General features: G+C 71.0%; 20 protein-coding genes. 2 read left to right on the top strand and 18 right to left on the bottom strand.

Translation table 11 applies throughout. The annotated features are described in order from the left end of the window. The 5 genes from OE229_RS10190 to dusB form a co-directional block, all read right to left on the bottom strand. A complete protein-coding gene (locus OE229_RS10190; RefSeq protein WP_111235184.1) occupies positions 1–1077 on the bottom strand; it encodes an ABC transporter permease in 1077 nt (358 codons plus the stop codon). Between the two features lie 117 nt (positions 1078–1194). Then, entirely contained in the window at positions 1195–2811 is a 1617-nt protein-coding gene (locus OE229_RS10185; protein WP_209134676.1) for an ABC transporter substrate-binding protein, read from the bottom strand. Positions 2812–3470: 659 nt separating this feature from the next. Then, entirely contained in the window at positions 3471–5390 is a 1920-nt protein-coding gene (dnaG, locus tag OE229_RS10180) for a DNA primase (protein WP_209134677.1), read from the bottom strand. 40 nt (positions 5391–5430) lie between these two features. Then, on the bottom strand, positions 5431–6726 hold the full coding sequence (locus tag OE229_RS10175) for a deoxyguanosinetriphosphate triphosphohydrolase (protein WP_209134679.1): 1296 nt from the start codon (positions 6724–6726) through the stop codon (positions 5431–5433). Continuing rightward, entirely contained in the window at positions 6723–7889 is a 1167-nt protein-coding gene (dusB, locus tag OE229_RS10170; protein WP_263344425.1) for a tRNA dihydrouridine synthase DusB, read from the bottom strand. Before dusB ends, OE229_RS10175 begins: the two co-directional genes overlap by 4 nt. Before the next feature lie 47 nt (positions 7890–7936). Between dusB and OE229_RS10165 the strand changes: the two genes are divergently transcribed. Beyond that, positions 7937–8422 (top strand): aminoacyl-tRNA deacylase, encoded by a 486-nt coding sequence (locus OE229_RS10165; protein WP_262137824.1) that lies wholly within the window; start codon positions 7937–7939, stop codon positions 8420–8422. A gap of 107 nt (positions 8423–8529) precedes the next feature. On the opposite strand, the gene OE229_RS10160 is transcribed toward OE229_RS10165, so the two are convergent. The 4 genes from OE229_RS10160 to OE229_RS10145 form a co-directional block, all read right to left on the bottom strand. Further along, complete coding sequence (locus tag OE229_RS10160; protein ID WP_182066755.1) at positions 8530–8748, bottom strand: hypothetical protein; 219 nt, start codon at positions 8746–8748, stop codon at positions 8530–8532. Beyond that, positions 8745–9479 (bottom strand): DsbA family oxidoreductase, encoded by a 735-nt coding sequence (locus tag OE229_RS10155; protein ID WP_262137822.1) that lies wholly within the window; start codon positions 9477–9479, stop codon positions 8745–8747. Before OE229_RS10155 ends, OE229_RS10160 begins: the two co-directional genes overlap by 4 nt. A gap of 130 nt (positions 9480–9609) precedes the next feature. Beyond that, positions 9610–10995 (bottom strand): glycine--tRNA ligase, encoded by a 1386-nt coding sequence (locus OE229_RS10150; RefSeq protein WP_182066757.1) that lies wholly within the window; start codon positions 10993–10995, stop codon positions 9610–9612. 107 nt (positions 10996–11102) lie between these two features. Continuing rightward, positions 11103–12158 (bottom strand): aminotransferase class V-fold PLP-dependent enzyme, encoded by a 1056-nt coding sequence (locus OE229_RS10145; protein ID WP_262137819.1) that lies wholly within the window; start codon positions 12156–12158, stop codon positions 11103–11105. 70 nt (positions 12159–12228) lie between these two features. On the opposite strand from OE229_RS10145, the gene OE229_RS10140 reads away from it, so the two are divergent. Next, positions 12229–13176, top strand: coding sequence for a LysR family transcriptional regulator (locus tag OE229_RS10140; RefSeq protein ID WP_262137818.1), 948 nt, complete (start codon positions 12229–12231; stop codon positions 13174–13176). Positions 13177–13288: 112 nt separating this feature from the next. On the opposite strand, the gene OE229_RS10135 is transcribed toward OE229_RS10140, so the two are convergent. From OE229_RS10135 to OE229_RS10095, 9 genes are all read right to left on the bottom strand, one after another. Continuing rightward, positions 13289–14086 carry an isoprenyl transferase gene (locus OE229_RS10135; protein WP_182067039.1) on the bottom strand — a complete coding sequence of 266 codons (798 nt, stop codon included), beginning with the start codon at positions 14084–14086 and terminating at the stop codon, positions 13289–13291. Continuing rightward, positions 14083–14937, bottom strand: coding sequence for a DNA repair protein RecO (recO, locus tag OE229_RS10130; RefSeq protein ID WP_027465318.1), 855 nt, complete (start codon positions 14935–14937; stop codon positions 14083–14085). Before recO ends, OE229_RS10135 begins: the two co-directional genes overlap by 4 nt. Before the next feature lie 200 nt (positions 14938–15137). Then, a complete protein-coding gene (gene leuA / locus OE229_RS10125) occupies positions 15138–16913 on the bottom strand; it encodes a 2-isopropylmalate synthase (protein ID WP_262137816.1) in 1776 nt (591 codons plus the stop codon). A 445-nt stretch (positions 16914–17358) separates the two neighbouring features. Further along, on the bottom strand, positions 17359–18759 hold the full coding sequence (locus OE229_RS10120) for an ABC transporter permease (protein WP_262137814.1): 1401 nt from the start codon (positions 18757–18759) through the stop codon (positions 17359–17361). Beyond that, positions 18756–19508 carry an ABC transporter ATP-binding protein gene (locus OE229_RS10115; protein WP_110860432.1) on the bottom strand — a complete coding sequence of 251 codons (753 nt, stop codon included), beginning with the start codon at positions 19506–19508 and terminating at the stop codon, positions 18756–18758. The genes OE229_RS10120 and OE229_RS10115 overlap by 4 nt, the downstream gene beginning before the upstream one ends. 112 nt (positions 19509–19620) lie before the next feature. Continuing rightward, positions 19621–20310: a response regulator gene (locus tag OE229_RS10110; RefSeq protein ID WP_262137813.1), complete on the bottom strand. Its 690-nt coding sequence runs from the start codon at positions 20308–20310 to the stop codon at positions 19621–19623. Continuing rightward, complete coding sequence (locus OE229_RS10105; RefSeq protein ID WP_262137811.1) at positions 20307–21545, bottom strand: sensor histidine kinase; 1239 nt, start codon at positions 21543–21545, stop codon at positions 20307–20309. The genes OE229_RS10110 and OE229_RS10105 overlap by 4 nt, the downstream gene beginning before the upstream one ends. A 73-nt stretch (positions 21546–21618) precedes the next feature. After that, positions 21619–22557 (bottom strand): GTPase Era, encoded by a 939-nt coding sequence (era, locus tag OE229_RS10100; RefSeq protein ID WP_182067043.1) that lies wholly within the window; start codon positions 22555–22557, stop codon positions 21619–21621. After that, on the bottom strand, positions 22554–23876 hold the full coding sequence (locus OE229_RS10095) for a hemolysin family protein (RefSeq protein WP_259577563.1): 1323 nt from the start codon (positions 23874–23876) through the stop codon (positions 22554–22556). The genes era and OE229_RS10095 overlap by 4 nt, the downstream gene beginning before the upstream one ends. Positions 23877–23878: the final 2 nt, after the last annotated feature.

Genomic DNA, 23878 nt, shown 5'->3' with positions numbered 1-23878 from the left:
TCAGAACCTCACTCTCGGGTCGATGAGGGCAGCGACGACGTCGACGATGAAGTTGGTCACCGCGACGATCACCGCCAGCATCGCGACGATGCCCTGCACCGCGACGAAGTCACGGGCAGACAGGTACTGGTTGAGCTCGAAGCCCAGGCCGCGCCACCCGAAGGTCGTCTCGGTGAGCACCGAGCCGCCCAGGAGCATCGCGATCTGCAGCCCCATCACGGTGATGATCGGCACGAGGGCCGGACGGAACGCGTGGGTGCGCACCAACCGCGACTCGCGCACGCCGCGGGACCGGGCGGCGTCGACGTACTCGGAGCCGAGCGAGCCGATCATGTTCGCGCGCACCAGGCGCAGGAAGATGCCGGCGGTGAGCAGACCGAGCGTCAGCGCGGGCAGGACGGCGTGCTGGAGCACGTCGCCGATGACCGCGGCGTTGCCGGTGCGGAGTGCGTCGATGATGTAGATGCCGCTCGCGCCGGGGATGCCGTCGAGGATGAGCGACACCCGGGTCGAGGCACGGTCGCCGAGGGGCAGCCAGCCGAGCCACACCGAGAAGACGAGCTTCAGCAGCAGACCGCCGAAGAACACCGGCGTGGCGTAGGTCAGGATCGCGAGCGCACGGAGCAGCACGTCGGGCCACTTGTCGCGCGTGTACGCGGCGAGCATGCCGAGCGGGATGCCGAGTACGAGCGCGACGATGAGCGCGTAGAACACGAGCTCCGCGGTCGCACCGCCGTACGTGACGATGATGTCGGTGATCGGACGGTTGTCCGTCGACGAGGTGCCGAAGTCGCCGCGCAGGATGTTGCCGAGGTACTCGAAGTACTGCACGAGCACCGGCCGGTCGTACCCGGCGGCGTGCAGGCGTTCCTGCAGCTGGCTCGGCGTGAGTCGACCACCGACCGACGCGGTGATCGGGTTCCCGATGACGCGCATCAGGAAGAACACGAGCGTCACCAGGATGAAGACGGTCGGGATGATGAGGAGGAACCTGACGAGGATGTACCGGCCGAGTCCGCCACCACTGCTCTTGGCACTGCGTTGTGCCTGTGGCTTGGTGGGATCGGTGCCGTTCACGTCCTGCGTCGCTTCGGGAGTGCTGAGGGTCACGGGGTGGGTGCCTTTCGTCGCCGTTGCACAGGCACGCGGGCGCTCCTCGTGGGAACGCCCGCGGCCTGCACGTGGGGCTTGGTGCTACTTGCTCAGGGTGGCGTACCGGAACTTGAACGAGGCGTCGAGGGTCAGGCCCTTGACGTCCTTGCCGGCGACCGCGACGGACTTGCCCTGCAGCAGCGGCAGCGTCGAGATCTGGGTGGCCTCGCGCTCCTGGGCCTGCTCGATCAGGTCAGCACGCTTGTCCGGGTCGGACTCGGCCTGCTCCTTCGCGATGAGGTCCTGGATCTCCGGGTCGTCGTAGTGGTTCTGGACGAAGTTCTCCTTGGTGAAGAACGGCGACAGGTAGTTGTCGGCGTCGGAGAAGTCCGGGAACCAGCCGAGCTGGTACACGGGGTAGGCGTCCTTGGTGCGCTCCTGGGCGTAGGTCGTGTAGACCGTCGACTGGATGTTGACGGTGAACAGACCGGAGTCCTCGAGCTGCTGCTTGAGCAGCGCGTACTCGTCGTCCGAGGCCGAACCGTAGTGGTCGGGCGCGTACTGGATGTCCAGCTGCACCTTGCCCGTGACGCCGGCGTCCGACAGCGTCTTCTTCGCCTTGGCCACGTCCGCGCCGCCGTCGCCGTCGCCGTACATCTCCTTGAACGGCTGGACCGCGCCGGTCAGGCCGTCCGGGACCATCGAGTAGAGCGGGGTGAAGGTGTCGTTGTAGACCTCCTTCGCGAGCTGGGCACGGTCGACCACGTCGGCGGCGGCCTGCCGCACGGCCAGGGCCTTCGCCTCGTCGGCGTCGTCCTGCCCGGTACCGAACGGCTGCGTCTTGAAGTTGAAGACCACGTAGCGGATCTCGCCGCCGGGGCCGTCGGTGACCTTGAGGGAGTCGTCCTTGCGCAGGTCCGAGATGTCGGTCGGCGTCAGGGAGCGGTACGCGACGTCGACGTCGCCCTTCTGCACGGCGAGCTTCAGGTCGGTCTCCTTGGTGTAGTAGCTGGCGGTGACCTCGTCGGTCTTCGCCTTGCCGAGGAGGCCGTCGTACTTCGGGTTCGTCTTGTACTGGATCGTGTCGTTCTCCTTGTAGGAGCTGATCTGGTACTGCCCGGCGAAGGCCTTGCCCTTGACGATGTCGTCGGCACTGGTGAGCTTCGTCGCGCTGAAGACGTCCTCGTCGACGATCGGGCCAGCGGGGCTCGAGAGCACCTGCGGCCAGGTCTGGTCGGCGTGGTCGAGGTTGAACACCACGGTGGTGTCGTCCGGGGTGTCGATGCTCTTGAGGTTGGCCAGCAGCGACTGCGGACCGTTCTCGTTGTTGATCTTCAGCTCGCGGTCGAACGAGAACTTCACGTCGCTCGAGGTGAGCTTGTTGCCGTTCGCGAACTCGAGCCCGTCCTTGAGGGTGACCTCGTAGGTGGTCGGGTTCGTGAACTCCGCCTTCGTGGCGATGTCCGGCTCGACGTCCGGGCTCCCCACGGGCGTGTTCATCAGGAACGGGAACACCTGGTTCTGCACGGCGAAGGAGCCGTTGTCGTAGGAACCGGCCGGGTCGAGCGACGTGATCTTGTCCGTCGTCCCGATGCTCAGGCCGTTCAGTTCGGTGTCACTCACGCTGCTGCTCGCGCAGCCGGTCAGCACCAGCGCCGTCGCTGCTGCACCGGCGCCGAGCGCGATGCCGCGCTTGCCCCACTTGGTCACGGATGCCATGTCCGCTGCCTCTCTGGTCATGATTGCAAGAGTCCTGAGCCGGAGGGTGGAACGTCTGTGTGCCCGGCCAGGAACGCTCATTGGTACCACCCTGTCACGGAACAGAACGAACCGGGGGCGATTTGTTTACACCGCTGTAATGCACGGGCGCGCTGCGTGATGCATGATTCCGCCGGAGTCGAGCGGCGCGTCACGCACGAAAGTTGCGTCGTGCAACCGGGGCGGTCCCGCGCTCGTTCCCGCCCGTTCCCGCCCGCTCCCGCCCTGAAAGTGCCCGAACTGTCGTCCGACGGGACGCCCGGCAACAGTTCGTGCGACCTCGATGGTGCGCCGGCAGCGCGGCGTGCGACCCCGTGAACCCGGCCGGGAGGCCCACCCTGCTCCCGCCCCGCCCCTCGCTTCCGCCGAGCGGTCACGACGCACCGCCCGCCCCACCCCGCGCGGTCACGTTCCGTCGGCCGGACCCCTGTCAACCGACGCTTCGCGACCACTCGACGCCCCACACGCGGCACGTCCCGACCACTCACGAACCCCGAGGTCGCACGAACTGCCGCTCGCAGCCCGACCGGGCGACAGTTCGTGCGACCTCGGCGACACACACGCGGCGCGTCGTGCGACCGGGGCGACCTCCGCACCCCGGAACAGCCGCTCGAGGAGCGCTAGGACGCCTCGGCGTCGGCGCGCAACCGCATCCGCTGCCCGTCGATGTCGACGAGCTGCCGCTGGATCTCGGCGCGACGATCTGCCTGCTCGTGCGGGTCGGCGCGCTGCAGCTGTCCGAGCAACGAGGCCTTGCGGGCGAGCAGGTCACGCTCGACCAGGGCCACGACGATGCTCCGGCAGTAGGCCGCCAAGTCCTCCGCGTTGCGCGCGGGGATCGGTGCGAGGGCGAGTTCGTGCGTCAGGGTGCGGAGGGGCGCCGGCACGTCGGCGAGCAGCCGGTCGAGCCAGTCTCCCGCGCCGATGACGTCGACGTTGGCGACCACGGCGTCCCGGACGGCGGCGAGCATGGGCGTCGAGAACGTGGCCGACGCGGCGAGACCGAGCATCGGTGCCCCGACGGACGTGGGCTGCTGCACCATCGCCATCACGGCGTCGCGCTCCATGCGGCTGATGGGGTCGTTCGGCAGCGAGCGGATCCCGGCGACGGGCTCGTCGGGGGTGTCTGCCCCGTCGGTGCCGGTTCCGGCACGACCGTCGCGCCCCGCGCCTGCGGACCGGTCGTCCTGCCCGGCGGAGCCCGCACGCCGTCTGGCGGTCTCGACCGACCGACGGACCTCGGGGATCTCCATGCCGAGCCAGCCGGCGAGTTCGCGCACGTAACCCTGCGTCAGCGAGCGGTCGCGGATGCCGGCGAGCACGGGTGCGGCCGCTCGCAGGGCACCGACGCGCCCCTCGACGGTCTCGAGGTCGTGGCCCTCGAGCGTGCGACGGATCATGAACTCGAACATCGGGCGCTTGTTCGTGACCAGGCGGCGGATGGCGTCGTCACCGCGGGCGAGCCGGAGGTCGCACGGGTCGAGCCCGCCGGGTGCCACAGCGACGTAGGTCTGCGCCGCGAAGCGCTGTTCTTCCGCGAAGGCACGTGACGCAGCACGCTGCCCGGCCTCGTCGGGGTCGAACGTGAACACGACCTCGCCGTTGGCGTTCGGGTCGGCTCCCGCCAGGTCACCGAGCATCGGGCGCAGCACCTTGATGTGGTCGACGCCGAACGACGTTCCGCAGGTGGCGACGGCGGTGGTGACGCCGGCGACGTGACAGGCCATGACGTCGGTGTACCCCTCGACGATGACGACCTGCTTCTGCTTCGAGATGTCGCGCCGGGCGAGGTCGAGCCCGTAGAGCACCTGGCTCTTGTGGTAGATCGGGGTCTCGGGCGTGTTGAGGTACTTGGGACCCTTGTCGTCCTCGAGCAGGCGGCGCGCCCCGAAGCCGATGGTGGCCCCGGTGACGTCGCGGATCGGCCACATCAGGCGCCCGCGGAACCGGTCGTACGGCGAGCGGTCACCCTGGCTGACGAGGCCGGCGGACACGAGCTCTTCCATCGTGAAGCCGCGCCCGCGCAGGTGGTCCTTGAGCATGTCGTAGGACTTCGGGGCGAACCCGACGCCGAAGTGCTGGGCGGCCGAGGGGTCGAACCCGCGCTCCCCCAGGAACCGGCGGGCCGGGTCGGCGGCAGCGGTGGTGAGCTGCCCCGTGAAGTACTCGAGCGCGGCTTCGTTCGCGGCGATCAACCGGGCCCGGGTGTTGTAGTCGGTGCGCGGCCCGTCGCCCTCTTCGTAGTGCAGGGTGAAGCCGATCTTCGCGGCCATGCGCTCGACGGCCTCGGCGAAGGTGGTGTGGTCCTGCGCCATGATGAAGCTGAAGACGTCGCCGTCCTCGCCGCAGCCGAAGCAGTGGTAGCGGCCGACCTGGGGCCGGACGTGGAACGACGGCGAGCGTTCGTCGTGGAAGGGGCAGAGGCCCTTCATCGACCCGACGCCCGCGTGCTTCAGCGTGACGTAGTCGCCCACGACGTCGGCGATGTTGACACGCGAGCGGACCTCGTCGATGTCGTTCCGCGCGATCCTGCCAGCCACCCCTCGATCCTAGTTCGTGGGACCGACGTCGGCGGACCGGTCAGACGGCGATGTGGACCGGGTCACGGTCACCCACCACCAGACGTCGGTGCCACGCGAGTGCACCCTGGTCGGTCAGGCTCGCGACCTGGTCGACGACGGCACGCAGACGGCCGGCGTCGTCGTCAGCGGCGTGCCAGTCGGCGGCGAAGCCCGGCTCGAGGTCGGACGGCCCGGTGGCCGCCAACGCGTCGAGCAGTTCGGTCAGCACGCGGCGCTGGTCCTCGTACACGGGCTGACGGTCGCCCTGGGTCATCACGAAGGCCGCGACGATGCCCTTGAGCACCGCGATCTCGCCGATGATCTCGGGCGGGGTGACGACCGACGCGGCGAACCGCACGAGCGACCCCGAGGCGTACGACTCGCGGGTGGCCGTCGTGGCGGTGCGCGCGAAGCGTCCGATCAGCTGCGACGTCAGGTTCTTCAGGCGTGCGGCGTCTCGGCGAGAGCCGTCGTACGCGGTCATCCAGAGCGGCAGCGCGCGCAGGCGGTCGAACGCCTCGAGCAACTCGTCGCGGCTCAGGTCGTCGCCGACCCAGGCGTGCATGGCGGTCACGATGTCGTTCTCACCGACCCGGTCGCCCAGGGCCGCGACGTCGATGAACCCGGCGACGACGGCGTCCTCGAAGTCGTGCACCGAGTACGCGATGTCGTCGGCGAGGTCCATCACCTGCGCCTCGATGCACCGCTGGCGGCGCGGCGCGCCGGCACGGAGCCACTCGAAGGCGTCGTGGTCGTCGTCGTAGAAGCCGAACTTGGTGCGCCCGGACGACGACTCCGACACCCCTTGCGCAGCCGGCCAAGGGTACTTGCAGCTGGCGTCCAACGACGCACGGGTCAGGTTGAGCCCGAACGGACGGTCCACGTCGGCGCCGGGCCGGACGCCGTAGACCTTCGGCTCGAGCCGCGTCAGCAGCCGGAGCGTCTGCGCGTTGCCCTCGAAGCCACCGATGCCGGTGGCCCAGGCGTTCACGGCGGTCTCGCCGTTGTGCCCGAACGGCGGGTGCCCGATGTCGTGCGCCAGGCACGCCGTGTCGACCACGTCGGGGTCGAGTCCGAGCGAGTCGGCGAGCTCGCGGCCGACCTGCGCGACCTCGAGCGAGTGGGTCAGCCGGTTGCGGGCGAAGTCGAGCCCCGCCGTCGGGCTGAGCACCTGGGTCTTGGCGGCCAGACGCCGGAGCGCACTGGAGTGCAGCAGTCGGGCGCGGTCACGGGCGAAGTCCGAGCGGCGGTTGCCGTGCTCTTCGGGGAGCCAGCGCTCCGCGTCGGCCGGGCCGTACGAGGCGGTGGCGCTCATCCGCCGCTGTGGTGCAGCTCGGCGGCGGCCAGGACCTTGCGGAACTCGGAGTCGACGTCACGGCTCTCGAGCCAGCGGTCGGGCAGGGCGGTGCGCTTCGGGTGCCCGGCACGACCGCGCGGCCCCTCTGCGTCGGCACCCGGGTACGGTGCGTCCTGGTCGAGCTGGCCGAGGAAGTCGTCGATCTCCTGCAGGCTCGACGCCATCGCCAGGCCGGCCCGGACGTCGCTGCCGATCGGGTACCCCTTGAAGTACCAGGCCACGTGCTTGCGGATGTCGCGGCAGCCGTGCTCCTCGGACCCGAAGAACTCGACGAGCAGCTCGGCGTGCCGGCGGAACCCGTCGGCGACCTCGCCGAGGGACGGCATGTACCGCAGGCCCTCGCCGCGGAACGCCGCGGCCAGGTCGCCGAACAACCACGGCCGGCCGAGGCAGCCACGGCCGACGACCACGCCGTCAGCACCGGTCTCGTCGATCATCCGGAGCGCGTCGGCAGCCGACCAGATGTCGCCGTTGCCGAGGATCGGGATGTCGGTGACGGTCTCCTTCAGCGCGGCGATCGCGGACCAGTCGGCCTGCCCGGAGTAGTGCTCGTTCGCGGTGCGGGCGTGCAGTGACACCGCGGCGACACCGGCGTCCCGCGCGATGCGGGCGGCGTCGAGGTAGGTCAGGTGGTCCTCGTCGATCCCCTTGCGCATCTTCACCGTGACGGGGACGTCGCCGGCGGCGCGCACGGTCTTGGTGACGAGTTCGCGGAACAGGTCGAGCTTCCAGGGCAGCGCAGCACCGCCGCCCTTGCGGGTGACCTTGGGCACCGGGCACCCGAAGTTCAGGTCGATGTGGTCGGCACGGTCCTCGCCCACCAGGATCGACGCGGCCTCGGCCACGGTGTTCGGCTCGACGCCGTACAGCTGGATCGACCGCGGGGTCTCGGATTCGTGGTGCTGGATGAGCTGCATCGACACGGGGGTCCGTTCGACCAGCGCACGCGAGGTGATCATCTCGCACACGTAGAGTCCGGCGCCGTACTCGCGGCACAGCCGCCGGTACGCCATGTTCGTGATCCCGGCCATCGGCGCGAGCACGACGGGCACGTCGACCTCGATCGGGCCGATGCGCAGGGGGCCGCCGACTCGCGAGGCGGGTGCTTGTGTGATCGTCATACCTGTCCCATCTTCCCACGTCGGTGCGCACCGGTAGCGTTCTCCACATGACGACCGACGCCAGCACCCGGTTCGACGCCGACGCCCAGGCCCGTGGCCTGCCGGTCGAAGTGGTCGAGCGCCCGGCCGCGGACTCCCTGCACGAGGCAGCCGGCCTGCTCGGCATCGAGCCCGGCGACATCGTCAAGACCCTGGTGGTGAAGCGCCACGACGGCGGGTTCCTGCTCGCCCTGGTGCCCGGCGGCCGCAGCATCGCCTGGAAGAAGCTCCGCACGGTCGTCGGCGTCAACAAGCTCTCGATGCCCGACGCCGCCACCGCGCTCGAGGCGTCCGGCTACGAGCGCGGCACCATCACGCCGATCGGTGCCACGGGTGCGCTGCCGGTCTACGCCGACGAGCGCATCCTCGGCCGTCGCGTCGCGCTCGGTGCCGGACGGCACGGCGCGAGCGCCTTCGTCGACGCCGACGCGCTCGTCGCCGCCTACGGCGCGACCGTCGCCGACATCACCGACGAGGAACCGCAGCGCGGCTGATCGGTTCCGGCGACGGACGGATCGCGCCCCCGCGCAGCTGTCGCGCCCCGCAGAGTCGCGGCGCGACGACCGCACGGGGGCGCAGCGTCCCGACCAGACGACGGACGTCAGTCCGGCACCTCGGTCCAGTCCCCCTCGGAGCCGGCGAACGCGCCGGCGTCGATCAGGCACGCATCGCCCTCGCACACCGGCGCGCCGCCGGGCGTGACGAGCGTCAGCAGCGCGGGGCGGGCCTCCAGGCCGGTGAGCGCGTCCGGGACGGACGGTACCGACGTCACGGCCTGGAGGCGCACCGCGCCCTGGTCGCTGATCGTCGCGCCGGTCATCGGGTCGCCGCCACGTCCGCGCTCGCGTCGTCCGCGGCGCGCTCGGTCGCGGCCGCGACCTCGTCGGGCGTCGTCTCGCGGAGCGCGACGACCTGCGACAGGACCTGCTCGAAGGCCGACGGGTCCTGCGCGCCGGAGACGCCGTACTTGCCGTCGATGACGAAGAACGGCACGCCGTTGATCCCGTAGGCCTGCGCCTGGGCCTGGTCGGCGCGGACGGCCGCGAGCTGCGAGTCGTCGCGCAGGGTGCTGAGGACCTCGTCGCGATCGAGGCCGATCTCCGCCGCCAGGTCGGCGAGCGAGGACTCCTGTCCGACGTGCTCGCCCCGCTCGAAGTAGGCGGTGAACAGGCGCTCGACCATCTCGAGCTGCTTGCCGTGCTGCTTGGCGAGGTGGATGACCTGGTGGGCCTTCACCGTGTTGGTGTGGTGCATCGCCTCGAAGTCGTACCGGAGGCCGACGCCCGCGGCGATGGCGGTGACCTGGTCGAGCATCTGCTGGGCCTGGTCGACGGGCATGCCCTTGTGGCCGGAGAGGAACTCGGCCTCGGTGCCCTCGAAGTCGACAGGGGTGTCCGGGCTCAGCTCGAAGGAGTGGTACTCGACCTCGACGGGGCGGCCCTCGCTCGAGGCGCCGAACGCGGCGACGCCGGCCTCGAACTTGCGCTTGCCGATGTAGCACCAGGGGCAGGCGATGTCCGACCAGACATCGACCTTCACGGAGTCGTTCATGCTGACCCCAACGCGCTCGTGCGGCGCGCATTCCCGTCGCTGGCAGCAGAACACCGGTGTTCGCAGGTCGAACACCCGATTGCGGGTGTGCGACGCACGAACACCGGTGTCTTGCGGAGCCGCGCGGCCCCTACGCGCCGAGCAACCGCTGCGCCAGGTACCCCTGCAGCTGGTCGAGCGAGACGCGCTCCTGGCCCATGGTGTCGCGCTCGCGCACCGTGACGGCCTTGTCCTCGAGCGTGTCGAAGTCGACCGTGATGCAGAACGGCGTGCCGATCTCGTCGTGGCGACGGTAGCGACGGCCGATGGCGCCGGCGTCGTCGAAGTCCACGTTCCAGTTCTTGCGCAGGTCGTCGGCCAGGCCGCGGGCGACCGGCGAGAGCTGCTCGTTGCGCGACAGCGGCAGGACGGCGGCCTTCACCGGGGCCAGACGCGGGTCGAGGCGCAGGACGGTGCGCTTGTCGACGCCGCCCTTCGCGTTGGGGGCCTCGTCCTCGTGGTACGAGTCGAGCAGGAACGCCATGAGTGCTCGGGTCAGCCCGAACGACGGCTCGATCACGTACGGCACGTACTTCTCGTTGGCCGCCTGGTCGAAGAACCGGAGGTCCTGGCCGGACGCCTCGATGTGGTTGTTCAGGTCGAAGTCGGTGCGGTTCGCGACGCCCATCAGCTCGCCCCACTCCGAGCCGGTGAAGCCGAAGCGGTACTCGATGTCGGCGGTGGCGTCGGAGTAGTGCGCCCGCTCACCGTCCGGCACGTCGAAGCGACGCAGGTTCTCGGGGTCGATCCCGAGGTCGGTGTAGAACGCGACCGAGTCGGCGATCCACTGCTCGTAGTGCTCCTCGGCCGAGGCCGGCGGCACGAAGTACTCGATCTCCATCTGCTCGAACTCGCGGGTGCGGAAGATGAAGTTGCCGGGCGTGATCTCGTTGCGGAACGCCTTGCCGACCTGACCGATGCCGAACGGGGGCTTCATGCGGCTGGTCGTCACGACCTGGGCGAAGTCGACGAAGATGCCCTGCGCCGTCTCGGGGCGCAGGAAGTTCAGGCCCTCTTCCGACTCGACCGGGCCGAGGTACGTCTTGAGCATGCCGGAGAACTCGCGGGGCTCGGTCCACTCACCGCGGGTGCCGCAGTTCGGGCAGGCGACCTCGGCCATGCCGCCCTCGGGGGCGCGGCCCTTCTTCGCCTCGAACGCCTCGAGCAGGTGGTCCTCGCGGAACCGGTGGTGGCAGTGCAGGCACTCCACCAGCGGGTCGGTGAAGGTCGCGACGTGGCCGGAGGCCTCCCACACCTTGCGGGGCAGGATCACCGCGGAGTCGAGGCCGACCATGTCCCCGCGTCCGCGCACGAACCGCTGCCACCACTGGCGCTTGATGTTCTCCTTGAGCTCCACACCGAGGGGCCCGTAGTCCCACGCGGAGCGGGAGCCTCCGTAGATCTCACCCGACTGGAAGACGAAGCCGCGGCGCTTGGCCAGGGCGATGACGCTGTCGAGACGGGAGGGCTGTGCCAAAGGGTGCTCCAGAGGTCGCCGAGCTGGGTGCTCGGTGCGGAAACGGTCCGGGCAAGACTACCGGCGATCCTGGCCCGGGAGGCCCGCTCCGGGTCCGCCGTCCGCGCTCACCTCCCGGACGTGCCCGGCCCCACCCCGCCCAGCGCGGCCACGACGTCGGTCACGTCGGACTCGTCGTTCCACAGGTGGAACGCGATGCGCAGCCGACCGGCACGCCCCGAGGCGGTGAGCCCCGCGGCGGTGAGCGCCCAGAGCGCCGACCCGTCGGGGTCCGCGAACGTCACGATCGCCTGCCCGTCGCCCAGCCGAGGCGACCCGAGGGCGTCGCACAGCCGATCTGCGAGACCGGTGGCGTGCCTCCAGACCGCCTGCTGATCGAGCGCGACGGCGTGCTCGAGCGCGGCCACGGCACCGGGCCACGCCTGCCAGGCCGGCGAGACGTCGAAGCGACGCGCGTCGTCGGCCAGGTGCATCGCGGGGCCGTAGCAGGACGACCAGACGTCCGCTCCCGCGTACCAGCCGGCCTGCACCGGCCGGAGTCGACCGAGGGCGGTGTCGGAGAGCGTCATGAAGGCGACGCCGCGCGGAGCGCAGAGCCACTTGTAGGTGTGCGTGAGCGTCACGTCGAACGGTGCGGCGTCGACGGGCAGGACGCCGGCGGCCTGCGTGAGGTCGCAGAGGGTCAGTGCGCCGACGCGCCGGGCGGCGGCCACGACCGGGTCGGGGTCGGTGACGACGCCGGTGGCGGACTGCACCGCGGACCACGCGACGAGGGCGGTGTCGGGCCCGACCGAGGCAGCGAGCCGCTCGAGCGGGACACTCCGAACCCGCACGCCCCGGTGTGCCTGCGCGAGGAACGGGAAGACGACCGAGCTGAAGTCCCCGTCGGGGACGACCACCTCGGCGCCGTCCGGCAGCGCGTCGGCGACGACCGCGGCCATCACCGAGGTCTGCGAACCGGTCGCGACGCGCTCCGTGGGGACGCCGACCAGTGCGGCGAAGAGCGCACGCCCCTGCTCGACCAGCACGCCGTACCGGGCGGGCGACGTCTCGGCGAGCGACCACGCGTCGAGGTCGGCGCGCTGGGCGGCCAGGGTGCCGTGGGTCGGCAGGCCCGCGGTGCACGCAGCCAGGTAGCCGTGGCCAGCGGGGAAGGAGTCCATGCGGACAGCGTCCCCGTTCCCGTCCCATCACACCAGAGCCGATCCGGTGTGCCACCGATAACATCAGGTGATGGACGAGATCGATCCCCAGTTGCTCCGGGTCCTGCGCGCCGTGGCCGACGGTGGGTCGATCACCCGCGCCGCCGCCGCACTCGGGTCGAGCCAGCCGGCCGTCAGCCAGCTCGTGGCCCGGGCCGAACAGCGTCTCGGGCACGCACTGGTCCTGCGCGGCGGACGGGGCGCGACCCTGACGCACGCGGGGCAGGTGCTCGCCGACCACGCCCTGCACGTGCAGGCCGCACTGACCGCGGCGCGCGAGGACCTCGACGCCGTGGGCGGACTCAGCCGGGGCCGGGTGCGACTCGCCGGGTTCCCGAGCGCGTCCTCCGCCCTCGTGCCCGCGGTGCTCGCGCGGCTCGCTGCGACGGCGCCCGGTGTGACGACCTCGTACGTCGAGGTGGAGCCGCCCGAGGCACTCGACCTGCTGCGCGGCGGCGAGGTCGACGTCGCCCTGACCTTCACCTACGTCGGCGACGAGGTCGGGACCACCCCGGACCCGGGCCTCGTCACCCGGGCACTCGGTCGCGACCCGCTCGCGCTGGTGACGCCGGTCGAGCCAGGAGGCGCTGAGCGACTCCGCCCCGCCGGCTCCACCGTCGTGGACCTCGCGTCCCACCACGACGCACGGTGGATCGGGGGCTGCCCGCGTTGCCGTGGGCACCTGCTCGCGTCGTGCGCGAGCGCGGGGTTCACGCCGGACATCGTGCTGGAGACGGACAACGCGGCCGCGGTGGTGGGGCTCGTCGCCGCCGGGCTCGGGGTGGCGCTGCTCCCCCGGCTGGCACTCGCGACGACGGTCATCCCCGCCGGTGTCGCGATCGACCCCGTGGACGACGAGCTCGCCCGGCGTGTCGAGGTCGTCGTCGCGCGTGGTGCCGACCGTGTGCCGAGCGTCCGTGCGGCGCTCGACGCGGTGCGCTCCGCCGCCCACCTGCTCGAGGGGCCGCTGCCGGGTTGAGGGGCGGCGCGCGCCGAGTCTCGGCTGCGCGGACACTCCGCGCCGTCCGGAGGGCGCAACGTGTCCGCGGATCCGAGACTCGGCCCCGGCAGCCTCGGCCCCGCGGCAGCGGCTACGCCGTCGGAGCGTCGACCGCGCCGCCGTAGCGTCGGTCTCGCCGTGCGTACTCCTCGATCGCCCCCCACAGGTCGGTGCGACGGAAGTCCGGCCAGAGCCGGTCGAGGAACACCATCTCGGCGTAGGCGGACTGCCACAGCAGGAAGTTGCTCGTGCGCTGCTCCCCCGAGCTCCGGAGGAACAGGTCGACGTCGGGCATCTCCGGCACGTACAGCCGCTTCGCCAGCGCCTTCTCGGTGACCTGGCTCGGCTTCAGGCGTCCCGCGGCGACGTCCTCGGCCATGCCCCGCACGGCGTCGACGATCTCGTTCCGGCCGCCGTAGTTCACGCACATCGTCAGCGTGAGCACGTCGTTGCCCGCCGTCATCCGCTCGGCGGCCTCGAGCTCGTCGATGACGCTCCGCCACAGCCGCGGTCGCCGGCCGGCCCACCGCACCTTGACGCCCCACTGGTGCAGCTGGTCACGGCGACGGCGGATGACGTCACGGTTGAAGCCCATCAGGAACCGGACCTCCTCCGGGGAGCGCTTCCAGTTCTCCGTCGAGAACGCGTACGCCGACACGTGTCCGACGCCGATCTGGATCGCCCCGGCGACGACGTCGAGCAGTGAGGCCTCGCCCGCCTTGTGCCCCTCGATCCGGGTCAGGCCGCGGCCGTTCGCCCACCGGCCGTTGCCGTCCATGACGATGGCCACGTGCTCCGGGACGAACCGGGCCGGGATCGCCGGGGGCGTCTCGCCGGTCCAGTCGACCGGGCGGAAGGGTTCGACGTCGTCGGGGCGGCGGGGGCTCATGCGGTGGGGGCTCCTTCGACAGCGGGATCGGGATCGGGCTCGGGCACGGCGGGCGCCGGGGTCGAGGCCACCGCGCGCGCCGTCGCCTCGGGTCCGCCGTGGGTCTGCGGCACCGGCATCGGGTGTTCGGAACGGTCGACGTGCGGCAGGGAACGGAGCGATCGTTCCAGGTGCCACTGGGCGTAGGCCGCGACCACGCCGGAGGCCCGCGAACGCGTCCGCTCGTCGGTGGCGTCGACCGTCGCCCAGTCACCGGCGAGCAGGGAGCCGAGCACCCCGAGCGTCGCCGGGTCGAGCCGCGGGGTCCCCGGCGGGGCAGCACGGTCGGCGACGACACCACCGAGCTGCACCACGAACGCCGAGTGCGGGCCGGGCTCGCCCGTCACCGCGCAGTCGCTGAACGAGGGCGCCCACCCCGCGATGCTCATCGCCCGGAGCAGGTACGAGTCGAGCGTGGCGCTGGACTGGTGCTCACCGCGCGACAGCGACCGCAGCGCGCCGACGAGCAACAGGTACTGCTGCAGTCCGGCGTCGGCCTCGCTCAGGCGGTCGGCGGTCTCGACCATCGCGCTGGCCGCTGTGTACGCGCCGTAGTCGGCGACGATCTGCGCCCCGTAGGCCCCGAGCGACTCGGCCTGGGTGACGATGTCGAGCGACCGGCCCTCGTAGAACTGGGCGTCGACGACCATGAACGGCTCGAGTCGGCTGCCGAACTTCGAGGCCGTCCGCCGCACGCCCTTGGCCACCGCGCGGATCTTGCCGTGCTGCCGCGACAGCATCGTGACGATGCGGTCGGCTTCACCGAGCTTGTGGGTGCGCAACACGACGCACTCGTCCCGGTACAGCGGCATGCCCCCAGTATCCCCTGCCCCGCCGACAGCGCAGCGCGCTGCGGAGGCGTACCGAGCGGAATCGGGCGTACCTGGTCGGAAGAAACGACCAGGTACGCCCGATTCGACTTGCCATCGCGCGTGACGGGGGAAGAACCGGGCACGGACTGGCGGCGCGGTGCGAGTCCAGCCCGCACCGCGCCTCCCGGCCCGGTCGAGTCTCAGGCGGAGACGAGCTCCGGCGAGTCGGCGCCGGCTGCAGCACCGGCGCGCACCGCGCGGTTCACCGCGGACACGATCGCCTTGAGCGACGCCGTGGAGATGTCCGCGTCGATGCCGACGCCCCACAGGCGCACGCCGTCGACGTCGAGCTCGACGTACGACGCCGCCTTGGCGTCACCGGAGGCGCTCATCGTGTGCTCCGAGTAGTCGTACAGCGTGACCTGGACGCCCTGCTCGGCGAGGACCTTGAGGAACGCGTCGATCGGACCGGTGCCCACGGCGTCGGCGGTGACGGAGCCCTCATCGACGCGGAGTGCGACCGACAGTGAGGTCGTGCCGTCGAAGTCGCTCGAGGTCGCCGTCTTGGTGAGCTCGTACCGGCCCCACTTCTCGTCGTCGATCGATGCGGGCAGGTACTCGTCCTGGAACACGTCCCAGATGCGCTGCGACGAGAACTCGCCGCCCTCGGTGTCGGTGTGCCGCTGCACGACACCGGAGAACTCGATCTGCAGCTTGCGGGGCAGGTCGAGGGCGTGATCGGTCTTGAGCAGGTACGCCACACCGCCCTTGCCGGACTGCGAGTTGACGCGGATGACGGCCTCGTACGACCGGCCGATGTCCTTCGGGTCGACGGGCAGGTACGGCACCGCCCACTCGATCTCGTCGATGTCCTTGCCCGCGGCGGCGGCCTTGGCCTTCATCGCCTCGAAGCCCTTGTTGATGGCGTCCTGGTGTGAGCCGCTGAACGCCGTGTACACGAGGTCGCCCGCCCACGGCTGTCGCTCGGGCACCGGCAGCTGGTTGCAGTACTCGACGGTGCGCTTCACCTGGTCGATGTCCGCGAACGAGATTTCCGGGTCGATGCCCTGCGTGAACAGGTTCATGCCCAGCGCGACGAGGTCGACGTTGCCGGTGCGCTCACCGTTGCCGAACAGGCAGCCCTCGATGCGGTCCGCGCCGGCCATGTAGCCCAGCTCGGCGGCGGCGACGGCGGTGCCGCGGTCGTTGTGCGGGTGCAGTGACAGGATGACGTCCTCGCGGTGGGCGAGGTTGCGCGACATCCACTCGATCGAGTCGGCGTAGACGTTCGGCGTGGCCATCTCGACGGTGGCGGGCAGGTTGATGATGACCTTGCGCTCGGGCGTCGGCTCGAAGACCTCGAGGACGGCGTTGCAGATCTCCAGTGCGACCTCGAGCTCGGTGCCCGTGTAGGACTCCGGCGAGTACTCGTAGTAGATCGTCGTGTCGTGCTGCAGCGTCGCCTCGGCCGCCTTGCAGAGCTTCGCCCCGGCCACCGCGATGTCCACGACGCCCTGCACGTCGGTGCGGAAGACGACTTCGCGCTGCACGATGCTCGTGGAGTTGTACAGGTGGACGATGGCCTGCTTGGCGCCGTCGATCGCCTCGTACGTGCGCTGGATGAGGTGCTCGCGCGCCTGGGTCAGCACCTGGATGGTGACGTCGTCGGGGATCGCGCCGTCGTCGATCAGCGATCGGACGAAGTCGAAGTCGGTCTGCGAGGCGCTCGGGAACCCGACCTCGATCTCCTTGTAGCCCATCCGGACGAGGAGGTCGAACATCGCCCGCTTGCGCTCGGCGTCCATCGGGTCGATGAGGGCCTGGTTGCCGTCACGCAGATCGACCGCGCACCAGCGCGGCGCCTTGTCGATGCGCTTCGTGGGCCAGGTGCGGTCGGGCAGGTCGACGGTGATCTGCTCGTGGAACGGGACGTACTTGTGGATCGGCATCCCGGAGGGCTGCTGGGTGTTCTGCATCGTTCTTCGCTTTCGTCGCGTGTTCGTGAGCTCTTGTGGTGCGGCCACGACGGACTCCGCGACGAGGTGGGCCGGAGTGTCAGGCCTCGTCGCGGCAGCGAAGGAGGAGGAGTGCCGAGTACATCGAGACCCACGCTAGCACCGCTCTACCAGGCTGGCGCAAGCGTGTGACGTGAGACCGCCCGGTGCCGTCGAACGGCGATGCCGAGTGCGGTGCCGAGTGCGGTGCCGGGTGGTCGAGACCTGCCGCGGGCCGGTCGCCGAGCGGTCGCGCGCTGTCGCCCGGGCTGGGTCCGGACGACAGTTCGTGACACCTCGGCGGACGTGAGCGGCGTGGCAGGGCCGGGCAGGGCACGTCGGCGCGACCACACGACGACACGGGAGGCGCGGTGCCAGCTGGCACCGGGCCTCCCGCGTCGTCGCGCGGTGCGACCAAGGCGACGGGTCAGTCGACCGCGAGCGCCTCGGTCGGCGGGACGCGCATCGCGCGCCGCACCGGGGCGATGGTGGCGACGACCGCCAGGACCAGCGCGCCGATCACCACGATGCCGATGGTCAACGGCGGCATCACCGGTGCCACGGGTGTCCCGAGCGAGCCGAGCAGCGTCTGCCCGCCGACCCAGCCGTACAACGTGCCGAGCGCCAGCCCCGAGACGACGGCCGCGACGACCATCTGCACCGCCTCGGTCACGATCATCCGTCGGACCTGCGCACCGGTCAGGCCGAGCACCCGCAGCAGCCCGAGTTCGCGTCGACGCTGGAGCACCCCGAGCGCCAGGGCGTTCACGACCCCGACGGCGGCGATCACGGCGGAGAACCCGACGATCACGCTGACGACCGCGTTGATCTGCACGAAGAGGTCGCGTTGCGCCTCGATCATCTCGGGGGTGGCGCTCCCCGCGCTCATGGCGCGCATCTCGGTCTCGAGCACGTGCTGCATGATGCCGAGCGCGACCGCGAAGGTGACGAGCAGGGTGATGCCGATGACGAGCCCGATGGTCGCCCGCGAGGACCGCCCCGGCGCCCGCATCGCGTTCCGTCCGGCGAGCAGGACGACGGGGTCGTGCGAGCCGATGCGGCCGATGAGCTGCAGCACGGGCGGCATCACGATCGTCGCCCCCACCGCGACCCCGGCGAAGGACACGAACCCGCCGAGCGCCGCCGGCAGGACCGCGACCGGGGACAGCGAGCTCACCGCGAGCCCGAGCAGCATCAGCGCCGCGCCGCCGGCCATGAGCACGATCGACCAGACCTTGCGGGCGGTGCCGGACCGGACGTCGTCGTGGCTCGGTTCGACGCTCGAGGACAGCGCCTCGAGCGGGGTGACGGTGAGCACGCGGCGCGACCCGGCAGCGAAGGCACCCCAGGTGGCGAGGACGACGGCCACGACCGGCAGCACGAGCTCCCACGGGACGTAGGTGTACTCGGCCTCGGGCAGGACCCCGTTGCCCCGCAGGACGACGACGAACAGGGCCGAGAGCGCGGTCCCCGCGACGGCGCCGACGACCCCGCCGAGCACGCCGACGATCAGCCCGGTGCGGGTGATCCGCGCACGGAGGGTCGCACCGGTCGCACCGACGAGCCGCTGCAACGCGATGATCCGGGTCTGCCCGGCGATCAGGGTGGCGCAGGTGTTCGCGGTGACGATCGCGCCGACGTACAGCGCGATGCCGAGGAACAGCCACCCCACCACGGAGAGGATCGCCTTGACCGGACCGAGGTCGGCAACCCCGGCGGCTCGGAGCGCTTCGGTGACGATCCCCGGTGCGATGACGAGGGCGGAACCGAACGTGGTGCCGAGGGCGGCGACGAGGACGGTCGGGGCGAAGGAGCGGACGTCGCTCACGCTGCGGCCTCCATCCCGAGCATCGTCGTGGAGATCGCGCCGGCGTCCATCGCGGGGCGGTCGGCGACGATCCTGCCGTCGGCGAGGAACAGGATGCGGTCGGCGTTCGCGGCCGCGACCGGGTCGTGCGTGACCATGACGACGCTCTGCCCCCACTCCTGGACGGCGCCGCGGAGGATCGCCAGCACGTCGCGCCCGGTGCGGGAGTCGAGCGCGCCGGTCGGTTCGTCGGCGACGACCACCGCCGGTCGCGACGCGAGCGCCCGCGCGATGGCGACGCGTTGCTGCTGCCCGCCGGAGAGCTGGTGCGGCCGGTGCGTCAGCCGGTTGCCGAGCCCGAGCATCTCGACGAGCCGGTCGATCCAGGCGGTCTCCTCGTGCGAAGGCTTGTGCCCACCGAGCAGGAACGGCAACCGGATGTTCTCGCTGACGTCGAGCGTCGGGACGAGGTTGAACGACTGGAACACGAAGCCCAGCCGACGACGACGCAGCTCGGTGAGGTCCTTGTCGCCCAGGGCCGTGATGTCGACGCCGTCGATCTGGATCCGACCGGCGGACACGGCGTCGAGGCCGGCCGCGACGTGCATGAGCGTCGACTTGCCGGATCCGGACGGGCCCATCACCGCGGTGAACTCCCCCGCGCCGATGTCGACGCTGACGTCGTCGAGCGCGGTGACACGTCGGGCGTCGTCGCCGTAGTGCTTGGACACGTGGTCGAGGCGGATGATCGGGGCGTGGCTCGTGGTCATGCATCCACGATGGCGGGCGGCGGGCCCGTCCCGCGTCGCCCGGTCGGCTGCTGTGGATCGTCCGCTCGGCTCGGTTGCCTGTGGAGGGGTCATCCCCGCGGATGACCCGGCTTCATTCTGCCTTGGAGACGAGCCCGTGTTCGTGGGCGAAGACGACGAGGCGCACCCGATCGCGGAGCTCGAGCTTCGTCAGGACCCGCGAGATGTGCGTCTTGACGGTGGCCTCACTGACGTACTCGTGCTGGGCGATCTCGCTGTTGCTGAACCCCCGGGCGGCCAGGTCGAAGATCTCGCGCTCACGCGGGGTGAGGTCGGCGAAGGCCGCGGGGACGGCGGCGGCGCGGCCGACCGAGTCGTCGTACCGTCGCAGGAGCTCCCGCGTGGCCGACGCGGCGAACACCGCGGTGCCGGCGTGCACGGTCCGGACCGCCGCGAGCAGGAACTCCGGGTCGGCGTCCTTGAGCACGAATCCGCTCGCACCAGCGCGGATGGCCTTGGCTGCGGCCTCGTCGAAGTCGAACGTGGTCAGCACGAGGACCTTCGCACCGTCGGTACCGGACTGCTCGACGATGTGACCGGTCGCCGTGATGCCGTCCATCACGGGCATCCGGACGTCCATCAGCACCACGTCGGGACGGGTGCGTCGGACGAGTTCGACCCCCTCGGCACCGTCACCCGCCTCGCCGACGAACCGCAGGTCGGGCTGCGAGTCGATGAGCATCCGGATGCCGGTGCGGAAGAGCGCCTGGTCGTCGACGAGGGCGACACGGATCCGGTGCTCGTCGGTCGGGATCGTGGTCATCGGGCGGTGCGCTCCTGCTCGGTCGGGGTGATCCGGCCGCGGGGCATCTGCCCGCTCGCCGGGACGGTCGGCATCCGGACGGCGACCGTGAAGTCGTCTCCCCGGGCTCCGGCGGTCATGGTGCCGCCGGTCATCACGGCGCGCTCGCGCATGCCGACCAGCCCGTGACCCGTTCCGGGTCCGCGGACGCCGTCGTCGGCACGTCGGTTCACGACGGCGATCTCGACCGTGTCCGGCCGGTAGGTCAGGGCCGCACGTACCGGGCTGCCGGGCTCGCCGTGCTTGTACGCGTTCGTCAGGCTCTCCTGCACGATCCGGTAGACCGCGAGTTGCGTGGTGGTGGGCAGCCCGACGGGGTCGCCCTCGCGTTCCACGCGCACGTCGAGCCCGAGCTGCCGCATCTCGTCGACGAGCCGGTCGATGTCGTCGATCTCCGGCGTCGGCGCGGTCCCCTGCTCGTGCCGGAGCGCGCCGAGGAGTTCGCGCACGTCGCCGAGGGCTCGGCGCGCCGTGGCCGAGATGGTGCTGAGGGCCTGGTCGGCCACCGCGGGGTCGGCCTTCAGGGCGTACCGGGCACCGTCGGACTGCGCGATGACCACCGCGAGCGAGTGCGCGATGATGTCGTGCATGTCGCGGGCGATCCGCACGCGCTCCTGCTCGACCGCGACGGCCCGGTCGGCCCGCGCGGCGTCACGCTCGGCGAGCAACTGGGCCTCGCGACTCATGCTCGCCGACCGTCGGGTCCGGACCACGAGTCCGGCGAGCCACGGCAGCAGCAGCAGGAGCAGGACGACGGCGAAGAACGACAGGGTGACCTGCAGCGACTCCTGCAGCGGCGTCGAAGCGGTCTCGTAGGTGAGCCTGTTCTGGTAGTCGTCGAAGCCCATGTAGGCGGCCGCCGCCACGGAGCCGACGATCGCCGACACGAGCCCGGCCAGCCGCACACGGCGACTGCCGTACGCGCTCGTCGTGTACATGACGCCGGCGATGAACGTGTTCGACTCGTCCGGCACCTGCAGGGTTGCCATCTCGAGGACCGCGAACACCCAAGCGACGGTCAGCGCGAGCCCGGGCGACAGGCGCCGCAGTGCCAGGGCGGCGGTCATGCCGACGACGGTGACGACCGACAGCGGGCCGTCGATCCCACGCCCGCTGGCGACCAGGACGAGGACGCCGAGCAGCACGGCGATCAGCAGGTCGGTGATGACCTGCGCACGCAGCATCGGACGGAACACCCGTCCACGGTACGGCGGACCGCTCGTCCCCGCGTCCGTCGCCCGGATGACCCGGGGTGTGAGCCGCGGACGGTCAGAAACCGAGGCGTCCGAGCTGCTTCGGGTCACGCTGCCACTCCTTGGCCACCTTCACGCGGATGTTCAGGTAGACGTGTCGGCCGCCGAGCAGCGACTCGATCTCGACGCGGGCCCGCGAACCGACGTCCTTCAGGCGCTCGCCCTTGTGTCCGATGACGATCGCCTTCTGGCTGTCCCGCTCGACGAACAGGTTCGCGAAGATGCGCAGGGGGCCGTCGGCGTCCTCGTCGGCGTCGGGCTCGACGATGTCCTCGATGACGACGGCGAGCGAGTGCGGCAGCTCGTCACGGACGCCCTCGAGCGCGGCCTCGCGGATGAGCTCCCCGATGCGCTCCTCGTCGGTCTCCTCGGTCACCGCGCTCGAGTCGTACAGCTGCGGCGACTCGGGGAGCAGGGCCGTGATCACGCCGAGCAGGTCTTCGAGCTGCATGCCCCTGGTACCCGACGTCGGCACCACGGCGTCCCAGTCGCGGAGCTTCGAGACGGCCAGCAGCTGCTCGCCGACGCGGTCCTTGGAGGTGCTGTCGATCTTCGTCACGATCGCGATCTTCTTGGCGCGCGGGTACTGGTCGAGCGTGTCGTTGATGAACCGGTCGCCGGGGCCGACGGGCTCGTTGGCCGGCACGCAGAACCCGATCACGTCGACGTCGCCGAGCGTGGACTGCACGAGGTCGTTCAACCGTTCGCCGAGCAGGGTGCGCGGACGGTGCACGCCCGGCGTGTCGACGATGATCACCTGGCCGTCGGGCCGGTGCACGATCCCGCGGATGGCGCGTCGGGTGGTCTGCGGCTTGGACGAGGTGATGGCGACCTTCTCGCCCACCAGGGCGTTGGTCAGCGTCGACTTGCCGACGTTCGGACGGCCGACGAACGAGACGAAGCCCGCGCGGTAGGGCTGCTCCGAGCCGGCCTGGGTGGTGTCGGGGTCGGTCATGCGTGCGTGGTTCCCGTCGTGGTGGGTTCGGCGTCGTCGAAGGCGTCCTCGACGTCGGCCAGGGCGTGGGTGCGCTCGGCGAGCACGGTGATGAGGTGGCGGCGCTTGCCCTCGACCCGGTCGGCGGTCAGGACGACCCCGGACACGGTGACGGTGTCGCCGGACACGGCCAGGTGTCCGAGCTCCTTGGTGAGCAGACCACCGGCGGTGTCGACGTCGTCGTCGTCGAGCTCGATGCCGAACAGGTCGCCGAGCTCGTCGATCGGCAGTCGGGCGGAGATCCGCCAGATGCCCGGTTCGACCTCGGTCCGGTCGACGACGGCGCGGTCGTACTCGTCGGAGATGTCGCCGACGAGTTCTTCGATGAGGTCCTCCATGGTCACGAGCCCGGCGACACCGCCGTACTCGTCGACCACCAGCACCAGGTGGTTCTTGGCGACCTGCATGTGCCGCAGGGTGTCGTCGGCGTGCTTCGACTCCGGCACGAACTCGGCGGGCCGCAGCAGTCGGCTGACCCGCTCGGTGCGGGACGCCGGCCGCTCGTACAGCGACCGCGCGACGTCGCGGAGGTACAGCACACCCCGCACGTCGTCGCTGTCCTTGCCCGTGACGGGCATCCGGGACACCCCGGCGGCCAGGAACTGCTCCATGGCCGCGGCCAGCGTCTCCGCACCGTCGACGGTGAGCATGTCCGTGCGGGGCACCATGACCTCGCGCACCAGGGTGTCGCTGAACTCGAACACCGAGTGGATGAGTTCGCGGTCCTCGTCCTCGAGCACGTTGCTCTCGGTTGCCTCGTCGACGAGCGAGAGCAGCTGCTCCTCGCTCGACACGGTGGAGGCGCTCCGGCCGCGGCCGGGGGTGACCCGGTCACCGATCCGGACGAGCAGCCCGGCCAGCGGACCGAGCACGATGCGGACCCCGCGGACGATGCCGCCCGTCGCACCGATCAGTCGCTCGGCGTGGGCGCGTCCGACGCTGCGCGGGCTCGACCCGACCAGCACGAACGACACCGCGGTCATGATCGCGGCGGAGACGACGAGTGCGAGCCACCAGCTGTCGAAGGCGCGCACGAGGGCGATCGTCACGAGCACCGCGGCCGCTGTCTCGGCGAGGACGCGGAAGAAGTTCAGCGCGTTGACGTGCGCTCCGACGTCGTCCGCGATCGCCTCGACGGCGCGCCGGCGCTTGTTGCCCCTGGCGATCTCCTCGAGGTCGGCACGGGAGACCACCGAGAGTGCGGCGTCACTCGCGGCGAGGAGTCCGCCGAGCACGACGAGCCCCAGCGCCACCGCGAGGAGTCCGGCGACGACGACCACCG

The sequence above is a fragment of the Curtobacterium poinsettiae genome, from assembly GCF_025677645.1.
Taxonomy (GTDB): Bacteria; Actinomycetota; Actinomycetes; order Actinomycetales; family Microbacteriaceae; genus Curtobacterium; species Curtobacterium poinsettiae_A.
Note: the sequence above shows the minus strand (reverse complement) of the source record. Positions and strands in the feature narration are given on the sequence as shown.

Bases quoted from the DNA above. Each gene is read 5' to 3' on its own strand.
- recO (WP_027465318.1), bottom strand. From the start codon at position 14,937: ATGCCGCTGTACCGGGACGAGTGCGTCGTGTTGCGCACCCACAAGCTC.
- era (WP_182067043.1), bottom strand. From the start codon at position 22,557: ATGACCGACCCCGACACCACCCAGGCCGGCTCGGAGCAGCCCTACCGC.
- OE229_RS10175 (WP_209134679.1), bottom strand. From the start codon at position 6,726: ATGAGCGCCACCGCCTCGTACGGCCCGGCCGACGCGGAGCGCTGGCTC.
- OE229_RS10185 (WP_209134676.1), bottom strand. From the start codon at position 2,811: ATGGCATCCGTGACCAAGTGGGGCAAGCGCGGCATCGCGCTCGGCGCC.
- OE229_RS10145 (WP_262137819.1), bottom strand. From the start codon at position 12,158: ATGGACTCCTTCCCCGCTGGCCACGGCTACCTGGCTGCGTGCACCGCG.
- OE229_RS10160 (WP_182066755.1), bottom strand. From the start codon at position 8,748: ATGACCGGCGCGACGATCAGCGACCAGGGCGCGGTGCGCCTCCAGGCC.
- leuA (WP_262137816.1), bottom strand. From the start codon at position 16,913: ATGCAGAACACCCAGCAGCCCTCCGGGATGCCGATCCACAAGTACGTC.
- OE229_RS10110 (WP_262137813.1), bottom strand. From the start codon at position 20,310: ATGACCACGATCCCGACCGACGAGCACCGGATCCGTGTCGCCCTCGTC.
- dusB (WP_263344425.1), bottom strand. From the start codon at position 7,889: ATGACGATCACACAAGCACCCGCCTCGCGAGTCGGCGGCCCCCTGCGC.
- OE229_RS10115 (WP_110860432.1), bottom strand. From the start codon at position 19,508: ATGACCACGAGCCACGCCCCGATCATCCGCCTCGACCACGTGTCCAAG.
- OE229_RS10155 (WP_262137822.1), bottom strand. From the start codon at position 9,479: ATGAACGACTCCGTGAAGGTCGATGTCTGGTCGGACATCGCCTGCCCC.
- OE229_RS10165 (WP_262137824.1), top strand. From the start codon at position 7,937: ATGACGACCGACGCCAGCACCCGGTTCGACGCCGACGCCCAGGCCCGT.
- OE229_RS10140 (WP_262137818.1), top strand. From the start codon at position 12,229: ATGGACGAGATCGATCCCCAGTTGCTCCGGGTCCTGCGCGCCGTGGCC.
- OE229_RS10135 (WP_182067039.1), bottom strand. From the start codon at position 14,086: ATGAGCCCCCGCCGCCCCGACGACGTCGAACCCTTCCGCCCGGTCGAC.